Source organism: Roseimaritima multifibrata (genome assembly GCF_007741495.1).
Classification (GTDB): domain Bacteria; phylum Planctomycetota; class Planctomycetia; order Pirellulales; family Pirellulaceae; genus Roseimaritima; species Roseimaritima multifibrata.
Map to the genome: position 1 here is coordinate 3,930,369 of NZ_CP036262.1, position 14,191 is coordinate 3,944,559.

Genomic DNA, 14,191 nt, shown 5'->3' on the forward strand with positions numbered 1-14,191 from the left:
GCACTAGTCTACTCGCCGCGGCAAACCACGTCCCCAGCTTCTTCCATTTTCAATCGTCGAACCGGGGGCTCGTGAAATGCCTACTACTGGACACACCACTGGACCAGCGACAGCAGGTCATTTCCCTCGGATTCGACGCGCAATTTCTCCCCTGCGTGCCGCTGGACAAAACCAATCGACGATTTGATTTGCTCGCTTTCCGCAGCGGTGCCCAGGTGAGTCTTTGGCTGCAAAATCGCAACGCGTCTGGGGGCGATACTGGCCAACAAATCGGGCAGATCGTAAGCCGTCAACGCCCCGGCCACAAGCGAATTAGCGTTTACGTCATAATCCGCGTTCAAGACAATCGACTGATAATCCAACAGCGATTCACACAGAATCAACCACTGGATCTGTTGCTCGAATGCAGCCGCATGCAAGAGTGCGGGACCGACATCCCCGCAGGCGATGGCTCCAACTTGATCCGCATTCACGTCGTCTCGATCTTGCAGGAATTTCAGCACCCGGACCGCATCTCCGGCATTGATACCGGCGACGCTCCGACCGGCCATCAGGGCATTAAAGAATGGTTGTACCGGAGCATGTCCCTGTGTGATCCGATAGGCGGTTTCGCCATATCCCAACAGGTCTGGTGCGGCAACAACGTAACCGCTAAGTACCAACGTTTCGATCGCTCCCCCCACCGCGGCATCGTTCGTTTTACCCTTTCCGTGAGCGTAGATAATCGCTGGCCAGTTGCCTTCCTGACCGGCTGCTGCATCGGGAACAAAAACCAGGGTGGGAATGATTGTCTGTCCCTCTCCCGCTAGTCCCCATTTTTCGACTCGGTAGCCATCCCGCTGGTACTGTCCACGAAAGACGGGAGCCTCTTTCGGTTGGGGTTTGCGGTAGCCCGATAAATGCTGGGCGTCACGGACCGCTTGCGGTAGATGCTGCGAAAGTTCTTGCCGTTTTTGCTCCAGCTTCTTCAGCAGCGGCAATGTCTCTTCACGGTTGATACTGAAAACAGTCTCGCTGTTTAGGGAGGTCGAAACCTGCCCGGTTTCGGTGACGGTTAGCTCCTCTTCGGTCAAGAATGGATAAGTGGTTTCTTGGGCGTCGCCTGGCAGTCCCAAAGCCTTTTGAAAGAAACCGTAGGTGGCCTCGTTATTCTTTTTAGTGAAGCCATGTTCAAAATCGTCTTCGACCTGATCAAAGGCATCGGGGTCGCCGAGGATTTTGAAAGCCTGACGCACCTCTGCGGCCGTTTCGCGTGCCCCCTGAATGCTAAAGAAATCTCGCGTGGTGGTCACTTGCAGCGTTGGCTTTGGGGCTCGTACCTCAAGCAAATCGGCATGGTCGATGCCCAGCAGCGGGCCACGGAAAAAGACCTGTTCGGCGTCCTGAGGCCCGATCGACCCTAACAGTCGGCTGATACTGGTGATGAATCCGGTCGGTGCTGCCGCGAGAACTCGTTCGTCCACTGCGCCGATATAGCTGGTCTGGGTTCCGCCTCCCGACAACCCCGTCACACCGATGCGATTCGGATCGACCTCAGGCCGCGACAGCAAATAATCGATCGCACGAATTCCGTCCCACGTAAAGTACCGAGCGAGCGAAGTTCCCGTCAGGAAACACTGGACTCCGGCATGCGAGTGTTCCTTCGTCGAAGACCCGACGGTCGATTTTCCGTGATCGGGATCAAAGTACTGCAGCCGTTCCCCTTGTCCAAGCGGATCGATGGTGAACACCACGAACCCCTTGTGAACCAAATTGAGGATCACGTTTTGATAGATGTCACGTCGAAATGCCTGAGTCGAATGCCCGATGACATCCAAGACCGCGGGTCCGCGACCAGAGTGTCCTTCGGGAATAAACAACGCCCCCGTCACGTAAAAATTGGGCATCGATTCAAAGACAATTTTTTCCACACGATAGCCATCCTTCTGAAGGGTACCGGTGACTCGCGCGTTAAGCGGTGATCGATCAGGCCAGGGGGCAAGAATCTGTTCAAGGTTCTTCCGGACCTTGGCTTGTCGTTTCTCCCAAGCTTCGGGACTCTTCAAAGTACCAATCTCTTCTTCCCGCGTATCAAGGCAGGCACGGGTCTGTTCGTTCAAATGCCGCACAAGCATCAGGCCAGGATCGTTCCAATCGATCCACAGTTCGCCGCTGGACTTTCCGCTATCAAGAACGGTCAGATTCTCTGCCGATAACGGCGAGGCAACGGTTAGCAATAAAAGAAAACAAATCGTCTTGTGCATGGAGGCTTCTCAAAATTGGAAAATGAATCTCGGGACGGTGGACGCTGGTAGCCGTCAGCTGGGCAGGTGAAATCGATTAGTGATAAATTGTCTTTCCACGTACTGGCGAGCGTAGCTAAATGACTTCCGTCGCTACCGTCGCCAGACGGTGGTACCCACTCGGAAGCCGTCACTTATTAATTTCACGTCCTCTGCGAAGGTAGCTTTAAAGCGACGTTCTTTCGCGGAGCGGAGGCGACAATCACTAAATCGATAGCCCGCTTACGCAACGGCTGGGGATCGTCACTCAGTCAGCGCTGAGGGACAGGGGGCTGCCATTGTTATAGACCTGTTCAATCTCGGTTGCGGAGAGGGGGCGATTCCAGATGGCGACTTCGTCGATCATGCCGTCGAAATTACGTCCTTCTCCTGCTCGATGGCCACCAATGACCAGGCCGCCATTCTCTGCGATCGGACCGGGGGTCGGTAACGCAAAGGTTTTTGCTAACGCCCCATTGATGAACAACTGCAGACGCTTTGAATCAAACGTGACTGCAACGTGCGTCCAATCTGAAAACAGCGAGCGGTCCAGCAAACAGTCGAACCCGCCTTGAGATTTGGTGACGGGTGCGTTCTGCGAACCAACAGGCTGTGGAACAAGCGTCTGAGTGTAAAGCTGCAGATTGATTTTGTCGGGATCGTCACACTCTCGAAATCCAACGGAGACGGCATATCCGGTACTCAAGGCGTTGGGCAATTTACAGTGATTGTTGACCTTGGTTTCCAGAATGAATGAGCGGTCCGCACTGCCATGATCGGGGAGCGAAGCGGCTTTCACCCAACTGGATGCCGTATAGGCATTGGCATTGTCATCAAGCATCGCACGTGGGACGGAAAGGTATTGGTTATCCGCACGGCTTAGACGTAACGCGCCCCCGCGAGCCCCTTGCGAGTTGACCAACGAAGCGCCTCCTTCCAATTTTCCGTCCAGACGTTTGCCTAGTTTCGAATGGTTTGTTGCGTCCCCGTCAAAGCTCCAATAAGCTCGCAAATCTTTGGCAAGACCGCCGTCCGTGTTGGGACGCAGCTGATCATGGGAAAACGTCTTGGCTAGGTTCACCTGCCCGGAGCCATCCATAAACTTGACGGTCAGGACCGGAACGTCTTTGGTTGTATCAGCGGTCATCGTGAGGAATTGGTTCGGCTCCACACGCGACCATTCAAGGTCTTGATGATAGACGTCCAACGAAGGGATCACGCTGGTATGTCCAGGCGAGATAATGAAGTCCTGCAGGTCATACCCGACCCGCTGGGAGTGCGTTAAATAGCGGGACACATGGATGTCACCACCCACCAATACGACTCCGGGAATTCTTTCCTTCTTGATGAAATCAAACAATGCGTCTCGTTCGGCATAGTAGGTGTACATGTCGTCGGTTTCGCGATTCTTTTTGTCTTGCCAAATCTGTCCCTGCAGCAAAACTTTGAAAGGCGCCTTTGAAGCGCGAAGACTTTCCAGCAGCCAATTCCACTGTTCGGTACCGAAACAGGTCGACTGATTCGGATCGACCGGAGAAGGACCGGTCTGAGAGAACCATCGGGCGTCAAGCAAGAAGACTTCGATCGCTCCCTTGTCTACTTTTTGATAGATCCCTTCGTCTCCGTTACCGAATTTTCCCTGTGCACGGTATTCGACGAACGAGCGACGCGTGTTCTCTTTTAGATCGGCAGCACTTTTCCCGTTGGCGTTATTTTTGCCAAAATCATGATCGTCCCAAGTCCCGGCAAGCGGCACGCTCTTGCACAAATCAGCCAGGGCAGGGCGTTGAAGAAGATGACGGTGTTTGTTTCGCAGGTCGGCAAGGTCGCCGGTATCTGCGTAGGGGGTGTCGCCACCGAAACACAACAGGTCAAGGTTCAGCTTCCCCATCTGTTCCCATACCGGATCGGTGGTGTCATTGACACAAGAGATGAACGCCACATTCGTTACCTGGCCGCTGCGTTGCTCAGGTACCGTCGTGAAGTGATAGTCCGCAGTCCCCCCGGCAACAAGTTTGGCACTGCCATCTTCAATCGTTTCGATTTTGTATTGGTAGGTGGAACCAGGATTAAGTCCAGCGACATGGAATTTTGCCACGAAGTCATGCTCAGCTTCGCTAGTACTATCAACAGCCCCCACTTTCCTACCTTTTTCGTCCTGAACGGTGAGCCGCAGTTTGGCAGCCTTATTTCCAGGGCGATAAAGCAAATGGGCATCGGTAGTTGTCAACGTACCGACAAAAGGACCGGCCGAATCCTCCGCGTGAAGGATCACACCAGACCCCATCATAAAGAGGATCATTAGACCGATAAGCTGTTTCGTCATGGCTTCGAATTTCTAAAACGATGGCATTTGGTTGGATGGGAAGTCCGCTAGATATTAATGGATCCGATGACCAATGTCACATTCGTATCCGCAGGAATGGCGTCCACCAGTTTAGTCAACGCCCACAATGAAGTATTAAATTGCAGGTCCCCCATACGATGCGTGGCCGCAACGCCCTCACGCTTTCGTTGTCCACATGTTGTTGCGCCCGGCGGTAACAAAAGATGTCAAATTAGAAATTTTCGCCTTGAACGCTGCTTTCGCGAAGAGGTTCCAAATTTATTTCAGTGAGCGGCAAAAGGACACACTTTCTGCGGGTAGGGCGTGACCTTATGCCTTTTGATTACTGGTGACGGCCCATTCATATCACGTGGATATAGCTCCAATGGTTCAGAGAGTTGCTAGGCGGTCTAGCAGTCGATAGCATGGTCTTCTACATGGACTTACCTCCATGCCTACCATTCGCGGCCCCTCCCCGATCCATCTCACCGGCTCAGCACCCATGCGACATCCGAATCCAAGAGTACCGCTCGGATTGCGAAACACCATTGCAATCCTTTGCTTCGTCACCCTTTTCTCGGGTGGACTTTCCGCCGCGGATGCGCCGAACCGTTTGCTTCGCGCCGGAGCCCATGCGATTGACATCACTCCCACGGAATTCCCTGTCAGTTCCGCAGGCAGTATGACTCACCGCTTGGCTGATAAGGCGCATGATCCTCTGCACGCCCGTTGCTTGGTGCTGGACAACGGAGAAACTCAAATTGCGTTGGTTACTTGCGACAGCTGCATGATCCCACGCGAGGTCTACGATGCTGCCAAAGAACTAGCATCCAAGGCGACCGGTATTCCCGTCGATCACATCTTGTGCTCAGCAACCCACACCCATACCGCGGTCACCGCGGCACCGACGTTTCAGAGTTTGGTTCAGGAAGATTACCTTGATTTTCTATCGCAGCGAATTGCTGAAGGGATCACCAAAGCCCAGTCGCAACTGGAACCAGCACGCGTCGGAACGGCGGTGGGAAACAATCCGCGACAAGTATTCAATCGCCGTTGGTTTTTGCGTCCCGGTTTTCCAATCCAAGACCCGTTCGACAACGGTACCGACAGGGTGCGAATGAACCCATCGGCTAACAGTAAAAGCCTGTTACAGCCCGCCGGTCCTGTCGACCCCGAAATCCCAATCCTTGCAGTCCAAGCGATCGACGGACGTCCGATTGCTTTGTGGGCAAATTACTCCTTGCATTACGTAGGCGGCGTGCCAGCGAAGTCGCTATCGGCGGACTACTTCGGGGAATTCGCTCGGCAGTTTACAAGGTTGATTGACGGGCAGAAAACCGAACCAGCCTTTGTGGCGGCGATGACCAACGGGACAAGCGGCAACATCAACAACATCAACTTCTTTGAAGGAAGCGAAAGGCAGCAGCCCTTCGAACAGATTCGTCTGGTTGCGTCCGATGTCGCGGGATCGGCCCACGTGGCGTATGAACGTGTCGAGTATGAAGATTGGGTCCCGCTGAAAATTAAAGAAGCGGAGATCGAATTAGGCGTCCGCCGGCCGGACGCAAAAGAATTGGCTCGTGCCGAGAAACTGATCGAAGAAGCTGGCCCCGGCCCATATACCGACCGCCGCTTGATCTACGCCAACGAGACTTTGGACATGGCCAAATATCCCGCAACGGTCCAGGTTAAACTGCAAGCGATTCGCATCGGCGGTTTGGGAATCGTCAGCAGCCCCTGCGAAACGTTTGTTGAAACGGGTCTAGCGATTAAGAAGAACAGCCCGCTTAAGCCCACCTTCACCATCGAACTGGCGAATGGCTACAACGGTTACCTACCAACCGCCGAACAGCACGCACTGGGCGGTTACGAAACGTGGCGAGCCAAGTCGAGTTACCTAGCGGTCGATTCGGCCGCAAAGGTCCAAGAAACCCTGCTCAGCTTGCTGGACGAGGTGGCTCGATGAACATGAAAAATTACGCGGTCGAACATACGGTGACGTTTCGTCTGGCTCATGCCGCAGGATCGCCTGCAGAGCAAGAATTTTTAAACGCTGCCGCCGAACTTGAAGCGATTCCGGGCGTGCAAGATTTCCAGATTCGAAAACAGACGAATCCAAAGAACACTCACTCGTATGGGATCTCCATGCGGTTCGCCAGCCACGATGACTACACCGCGTACAGCGAACATCCGTCGCACGTCGATTTCGTCCAGCAACGATGGCTGAAAGAAGTGGCTGATTTTCAGGAAGCCGATTTCGAACCGCTATAAACCGATTCGCCCCTTCGCGAATCCCAACGCAGCACGCAAGTGTCGAACTTGCGTTCTTCGGATCCATACCCCTCGATCTTTGGTGCTCGGCGAGGGGGGGGCCTTTCGACTAAATCAAGAAGACGGCAAGCGAGGGATTGTAGTCCGTGTTCCCGGTCCCGCGCTTTCCGGCTTGTTGATTTAGGGATTGTCGCCTTTCGCTCGGGACGTGAAATTTACAACTGACGAAAGTCTGGCTCCCCTCGCCCCTAAGCAAGCTCTTTGGTGCAGCAGAAATCTTAGCTATCTCATTCCGTGGTCTCTGCCTTTTTGTTTGATTTCGCGGAGCTTGCTTGGGGGAGAGGGGCTGGGGGGGGGGGGGGAATTTCCGCGAGGCGATTTTGCAGTGCAGGCCCAGATAACGCCCTGCATTTCAAGCGATTATGTCATCCCTTGCCTACCTCGGTCGGCCCCCTCTCCCCCAGCCCCTCTCCCCCAAAACGAGCCTTTGAGTCGAATTCAATTGAACTCGAAAGCGAACAATTGATTCAATATCAAACCTGTTTTTACGAGCTTGTTTTGAGGGCGAGGGGAGCCAGATTGTCTTTGCTTATTCTTGCACGTCGCCCGCAAAAGAACGCCCGCCTAAAACCGCATTCGCTCTGCGAATGCAGCTCACAAAGGACCTTCTTTCGCGGAGCGAAAGGCGACAATCTTTCTCCGCTTTCGACTAAATCAGATTGCTGTTCTGTCCACGCTCTGGCGAGCTTAGCTACGTGACTGTCGTCGCTACCGTCACCAGACGATGGTTCCCGCTCCGTTATTGTCACGACGGCACTCGCCGCGTCGCTGACTTGCACCCGCTGGTTGTCTCCCTCGGGTTCGCCACGACCGGTACATCAATAGGGGGCTACCTCCGCGCGTTCTCTCCCAATCATCCTTCTCCGAATAGGTTCGCAGTTGCCCCACGACGGTCCTGCTATCGATTAAGATCGGCTCTTTCAGAACGTTCCCAGCGTTCTAAAAATTCCCACCTGACTACGCGGATGCGTCCCCATGACACTCTTGATCCATCTATCCAATCCAATTCCGTTGCGATCGTCTCTATTCGGTTCTCTCTGCTTGGTTTTCAGCCTCTTGATCGCCTCGCCTAATTTGTCTTTGGCGGATGAGGATCCGCCGTTAAGCATCGCTTTGTTTCAAGCGGACGTAACGCCGCCTCTTGGATCGCCGTTATGCAATGGAGGAGTGAAGCCGGCGATGGAGATCGTGACTCCTTTGACCGCTCGTGGAATCATTCTTCTAGGCGCCGACCGACCGATCGTGCTGTGCGCGTTTGATTGGGTCGGGATTGCCAACGAAAGTCATGATCGGTTTCGAAACGCGCTGGCCGAAGCGGTCGGTACCACTCCTGAACGGGTGACGGTGCACACGTTGCATCAGCACGATACGCCTGGCAGCGATTTTGCCACCGAACGATTGCTTTCGGAGCACGGACTGGAACGACGTTTCTCGAACGCCAGTTTCGATGCAGATGTGATGGATCGCCTAGCCGCCGCCGCAAGGGATGCCGTCGCTACGGCCAAGCCAGTTACCCATATCGGACTGGGCAGCAGTAAAGTCGAAAAAGTCGCCTCCAACCGACGTATCCTTGGCCCCGACGGCAAAGTGGTTCTGCAGCGTCAAAGCAGCGGTGGCCGAAACCCAGCGGCACGCGAAGCGCCCGAAGGGACGATTGATCCGCTGGTCCGGCTGATCACTTTCTGGAACGATGACCAACCGCATGCCGTGCTAACCTACTACGCGACGCACCCGCAAAGCTATTACGGACAGGGTTCGGTCAACTGGGATTTCGTCGGAATAGCTCGCGAAATGCGTGAACAGGCTTTGCCCGGAGTTCCGCACATCCACTTCGATGGAGCTGGCGGCAACGTGGCGGCTGGCAAATACAACGATGGATCGAAGGAAAACCGCCCCGTGTTGGCTGAACGGTTAGCAGAAGGGATGAAACAGGCTTGGGAATCCCAAGTCAAACAACCTATCACGGCCCGCGACGTTGACTGGCAGGTCGAGCCCGTTTCGATGCCGGTTAGCGAGGCTCTGCAGGAAGAAGCGCTGTTGGCGAAGTTGAGCGATTCAAAAAGGAAAGAAACCGATCGACTGCGAGCCGCCAGAGATTTGACGTTTTTGCGCCGGACCGTCGGTGGACATCAAATCTTGATCAACTGTTTAAGTCTGGGGACAGCGAAGATCCTACACATGCCGGGCGAGCTGTTTGTGGAATACCAACTGGCCGCTCAACAAATGCGTCCTGATGATTTTGTTGCGATGGCAGCTTATGGCGATTACGGGCCAGGTTATATCGGCACCAAAATTGCCTACACGCAGGGTGGATACGAAACCGGAATCGTCTCCCGTGTGTCACCGGAAGTGGAACAGGTGTTAATGGATGCAATGCAAAAACTGTTGCAGCCCGAACCGGCGGAAAACCACACGTCTCTGTTTGAAGTTCCCGAAATTCGCTCCTCTTGGGACGATCTGACAGACGGGATTAAAACTAAATCCGACTGGCATCAGCGCCGCGCCGAATTGAAAACCAAATACCTCGAACTGCTGCGGGACCAACATAAACCGGCCAAGCCTGCACTTGATCTGAAGGTTCATGAGGAAGTGATCGTTGATGGAATTTATCGTCGTCAATTAATCAGCTATGCCGTGGAAGAAGACGAGCGTGCACATGCCTATTTGGGCATTCCGCTGGACGTGACCGACAAAGCACCAGCGGTGGTGGCGTTACACGGAACCTACGAATTCGGCAGCAAGCGAGCCGCCGGGATGATTCAAAATCCGGACAAGGCTTACCTCGATCACCTTTGCCGTCGTGGTTACGTCGTCATCGCACCAGAACATTTTGTGTCCGGGCATCGCGTCCCACCGGAAGGGGCCTACGACACGGGGCGGTTCTACAAAAAACATCCGGAATGGACGGCTGTTGGCAAATTCACGTACGAGCATTCGATAGCGATCGACGTGCTGGAAACCATGGACCAAGTCGATAGCGAACGGATCGGAGCATTAGGGCATTCGCTGGGCGGCCACGGAACCTTTTTTCTTGCGGCCTATGACGACCGCATCAAAGCGTCGGCCTGCAACTGCGGGGCTTCCTTCTTTCGGCACAACCCAAATGTGACGGGATGGTCGCGAGATCGCTGGTACGTCTATTTCAAACCGATCCGAGAGGATTTGCTGAATCAAAAAATGCCGCCAATCGACTTCCACGAAATCATCGCGTTGATTGCGCCCCGAGCCTTTATGGATCTGTCCGGTCTGAACGACGGCAACGGTCCGACTCAGCGCCAACGTCTGCTGATGTTGATGAAAATTATGGAGGTCTATGAACTGGAAGAAGCTCCTCAAAATTTCGCCTTCTACGTTCACGGACGAGGCCACTCGGTCGCTCACGAATCGCGGCAACTGATGTATGGCTGGATGGACACTCACCTCAAACCGCCCGCAGCAACCCAAACAAGTCTGGTCGAGTAGCGAACGGCGCGGCATGTCCGGCCAATGCATTTGTTTGCGTTGGTTCAGCATGCCTGCGCACACCTATCCACAGGGCGGCGTCAGAGAGAAAGTGCGCTGCATGCCACAATTGGATAAACGTGTATCGCTTCTAATTTCTTCCGGCTGTAGGACTAGCGAACCCAAACGAGTACAATCAACCCCTCATTTAGGTGACATCTCAAACAAAAGACTTATGAGGATTTAGAGGCATGGAACTTTTTGATAGCCTGACGCGGCTCGCAGTACGAATGGAATCGCAACATGAGCTACTAGGAACCGAAGAGGCGACGAAGAACGCCGTAATCATGCCGATCATCAATGCTCTCGGATACAACGTCTTCGATCCAACCGAAGTGATTCCGGAATTTACTGCCGATGTGGGAATGAAGAAAGGAGAAAAAGTCGACTACGCAATTGTCATCGATGGCGACCCAACGATTCTCATTGAGTGCAAAGGGATAAATACGAAACTGGATTTCAAACACGCCTCCCAGCTGTATAGATATTTTGGCGTTACCACTGCACGGTTCGCAGTCCTTACCAATGGGAAACATTTTTGGTTTTACACCGATCTTGATTCGCCCAATAAAATGGACACCAAAGCCTTTTTCCAGTTTGACCTTAATGACTTCGATGCCCGCGACGTTGCGGAACTGAATAAATTCGGCAAATCCGTTTTCAACTTAGACAACATCCTTGCGAACGCAACCGAACTAAAATTCACTCAACAGTTAGCCGCTGTCTTAGAATCTGAAGTCGATTCTCCGAGTGATGAACTGGTAAAACACTTAACGTCCAAAATCTACGATGGGCGATTTACATCCTCAGTTTGCGATCAATTCCGACCATTGGTCAAATCGGCGTTTCGAGATTTTATCAATGTTAGACTGAGCAATCGACTGAAGTCCGCCCTGCAAGGTGTCGATTCTTCGCTGACGATTTCAGACGAAAACAACGAAAACGACGAGTCAGATAGCGGGATCCTAACGACCGCAGAAGAAGTCGAGGGGTTTCATATCATCCGAGCGATGCTCGCCAAGCACGTCCCGATCAAACGTGTTGTAATGCGAGATACCAAAAGTTACTGCGGAGTTCTTCTGGACGATAACAATCGGAAGCCAATTTGCCGACTGCACTTTAATGCGTCACAAAAATATATTGGCACATTCGATGCGGATAAAAATGAAACTCGAAATCCGATCGATAACTTAGAAGCCATCTACGATTTTGAGAAACAAATCATTTCCACCGTCCATAGCTACGACGGCATCGGAAATTCCTCTCCGGAATCGTCATCGAACGTTTAGTGCGCCCGGTATCAGCTTGCACACACAACCTCTGCGTCCGATCGGTTGTAATCAATCGAACCTTTGGACGCTTCGTCTGTTTGTCGCTGTCCGACTGCGCCCCCTCTCACTTCCTCCGCAAACACAACGCGGCCCAGGAACAATTGCCGACGGACGACCGCCACGCTAGATCCCCCTCGACAGGTTCTCCTCTTGCCCTCCCCACGAATGGTCCTACAATAAATGCAGGTGCAAATCTTGCACCTCTAGAAGCATTAGCGAAGTTAGCAATACCGGAAATACAATGGCTGCGATTTCGCGAAACGATTTTCTGTTAGACCCACAAGGCAAAACGTTCTCCGATGTGGTGAACGACGAGAAACAGCCTTTTGAATCGGTCCTTGCGTTCTTTAGCGACGAGAATCGTCAACGAAGAATGGAAGAAGCCGAACTGCATCACGATCGGGCGCCGCTAGCGGGCGTTGTTCGCGATTTGGAATCACAGCCCGAGATCGATCGATTCCTGGGGCATGCGGAGACTCGCCGCAATAATCGGTTTCGCCAGGCAATCGGTGTTCTGGTTCGTATCGTCATGGAAAAGCGTGGCTGGCAAAAGACCGGCCGCAAGGGTTCGCTTGGCGTGCGTGCATCACGGACATCGAATGTGGCTGCCCACAACCAAGGTGGGCTATCACTCTGGTTTGTACGAGCCGAGAGATACGAACCAGAAGAGGGATCCCCCTATCAATCGGTTCGATCGCGATGCGAGAGCCTTGAATCGGGTAAAATCGAAAACTAGCAGTGAATGGCTGAAATCTATTTTCGGCTGTCGGATGATTTGCAGAGGCTTCGCGTTCCCTGTGTGAGACGCGAAGCGAGATCTAGATTTGATCAGGCCCACGCGGACCTGACTACGTTGGTCATTCTTTTGGCCGCGTGAAGGAAGGCTGCATCGAGTGCAATCGTTCTCTCGATGAACCGACGACGTCTGCCCCTTAAAGGAGGCAGGATCCATGGAAGTATTGGCCAACGCATGGCTGCCTAACGGCAATCAAGTGATGTGGGGCGCTGCGGCGATCGGATTTCTGATCGCTCTTGTTGTCGTCGGTCTGTTCAGCAAATGGGGATCGTACTGGATCCAGGCGTATATGTCGGGCGCGGAAGTGTCCATGACAAGCCTGATTGGCATGACCTTTCTGAAACTCGATCATCGCATGATCGTGACGGCCAAAATCATGGCCACCCAGGCGGGCTTGCCGATCGATCGCCAGAGTGGAATGAGCACCGCACGACTACAGGCTCATACACTGGCCGGCGGTGATGTCATGAACGTCGTGAAGGGGCTGATCGCCGCTCGACGGGCAGACATCGACCTAGATTTTGAACGGGCCTCGGCGATCGACCTTGCAGGCCGCGACGTCCTGCAAGCGGTCCAAACCAGTGTTTCGCCTCGTGTCATTCATTGTCCCGCGAAAGACAGCCAAGGCAAGAAACGGCTAAGCGCGGTCGCGAAGAATGGAGTCGAACTTCTTGTGTCAGTTCGAGTCACCGTTCGCACCAATCTAGAACAGTTGATTGGAGGGGCGACCGAGGAAACGATCATCGCTCGAGTTGGTCAAGGGATCATTACGGCGATCGGTTCGGCGAAATCGCACATGGACGTCCTTGAAATGCCTTCTCAAATCTCAGTAGGCGCGTTGGCTCATGGATTGGACGTCAACACCGCCTTCACCATCGTCTCGATCGATATCGCGGACATTGACGTCGGAGAGAACATCGGGGCTCGTCTGCAATCGGACCAAGCCGACGCGGACATCCGAATCGCTCGTGCAGCGGCTGAAGTTCGCCGCGCCGAAGCAAACGCACAGATCCAAAAGATGTCTGCACTCGTGGTTGAAAACCAAGCGTTTTTCGTGCTAGCCGAAGCGAAAGTGCCGATCGCACTTGCCGAGGCATTCCGCGCCGGACGCATGCGGGTCGCTCGCCTTAGTGCGGACCAAAACAAACAACCGAATCTCAATTTAAGGATACATGATGAACGATCTTCTCATTGAAACTCCCAAATTTGTACTGCTTCAACAGAGCGAACGAATCGGACCAGCCCTCAACGCTTTGGAGACCGGAAAGGATTGCCTCGCGATCTACGGTTTTTCGGAGAAAAAACACTTCGACACGTTTACCAAAAACAGTGACCTGTCGGTGACCCCCTATCCGCTGGTGATCGGTTACTTGCAAAACCGGCTGGACGCTGATGAAGCCGCGATTTTGATGGTTGCCCTGAATGCTACAGGACCAAACGATCCGGTCGTCAACGCAACATCCATGCAGTCGGTCATCGAAGCGCTAAAGAAAAAATCGCCCCAAGTTGCGGTGACGTATCGGCTAAGCAAAGACGAATCGTCCGCTGGATACAACGTCGAAGACCTAGGCTCCGTCCCCGTCCTACGAATTCACCGCTAACACCGAGAGCACTTTTTTACGATTCACCAAGCGACTGTTGGAAA

9 protein-coding genes are annotated in these 14,191 nt (G+C 53.5%); 7 read left to right on the plus strand and 2 right to left on the minus strand.

Annotation, left to right across the window (positions count from 1 at the left end):
- Positions 1–83 precede the first annotated feature (83 nt).
- Together FF011L_RS14250 and FF011L_RS14255 are read right to left on the minus strand one after the other, a co-directional pair.
- Positions 84–2,243 (minus strand): alpha/beta hydrolase family protein, encoded by a 2,160-nt coding sequence (locus tag FF011L_RS14250; RefSeq protein ID WP_145352293.1) that lies wholly within the window; start codon positions 2,241–2,243, stop codon positions 84–86.
- Between the two features lie 286 nt (positions 2,244–2,529).
- Positions 2,530–4,587 (minus strand): LamG-like jellyroll fold domain-containing protein, encoded by a 2,058-nt coding sequence (locus FF011L_RS14255; protein ID WP_246109415.1) that lies wholly within the window; start codon positions 4,585–4,587, stop codon positions 2,530–2,532.
- A gap of 451 nt (positions 4,588–5,038) precedes the next feature.
- On the opposite strand from FF011L_RS14255, the gene FF011L_RS14260 reads away from it, so the two are divergent.
- The 7 genes from FF011L_RS14260 to FF011L_RS14290 all read left to right on the plus strand — a co-directional run bounded on the left by FF011L_RS14260 (position 5,039) and on the right by FF011L_RS14290 (position 14,147).
- Positions 5,039–6,553: a hypothetical protein gene (locus FF011L_RS14260; RefSeq protein ID WP_246109416.1), complete on the plus strand. Its 1,515-nt coding sequence runs from the start codon at positions 5,039–5,041 to the stop codon at positions 6,551–6,553.
- Positions 6,550–6,858, plus strand: coding sequence for a Dabb family protein (locus tag FF011L_RS14265; protein WP_218932631.1), 309 nt, complete (start codon positions 6,550–6,552; stop codon positions 6,856–6,858). The genes FF011L_RS14260 and FF011L_RS14265 overlap by 4 nt, the downstream gene beginning before the upstream one ends.
- A 1,035-nt stretch (positions 6,859–7,893) precedes the next feature.
- Positions 7,894–10,380 carry a glucuronyl esterase domain-containing protein gene (locus FF011L_RS26340; RefSeq protein ID WP_218932632.1) on the plus strand — a complete coding sequence of 829 codons (2,487 nt, stop codon included), beginning with the start codon at positions 7,894–7,896 and terminating at the stop codon, positions 10,378–10,380.
- Between the two features lie 230 nt (positions 10,381–10,610).
- Positions 10,611–11,708, plus strand: coding sequence for a type I restriction endonuclease (locus tag FF011L_RS14275; protein WP_145352295.1), 1,098 nt, complete (start codon positions 10,611–10,613; stop codon positions 11,706–11,708).
- A gap of 283 nt (positions 11,709–11,991) precedes the next feature.
- Positions 11,992–12,486 (plus strand): hypothetical protein, encoded by a 495-nt coding sequence (locus tag FF011L_RS14280; RefSeq protein ID WP_145352296.1) that lies wholly within the window; start codon positions 11,992–11,994, stop codon positions 12,484–12,486.
- Between the two features lie 259 nt (positions 12,487–12,745).
- On the plus strand, positions 12,746–13,741 hold the full coding sequence (locus FF011L_RS14285) for a flotillin-like FloA family protein (RefSeq protein WP_246109918.1): 996 nt from the start codon (positions 12,746–12,748) through the stop codon (positions 13,739–13,741).
- A complete protein-coding gene (locus FF011L_RS14290) occupies positions 13,722–14,147 on the plus strand; it encodes a hypothetical protein (RefSeq protein ID WP_145352300.1) in 426 nt (141 codons plus the stop codon). The genes FF011L_RS14285 and FF011L_RS14290 overlap by 20 nt, the downstream gene beginning before the upstream one ends.
- The last annotated feature ends 44 nt before the right edge of the window (positions 14,148–14,191 follow it).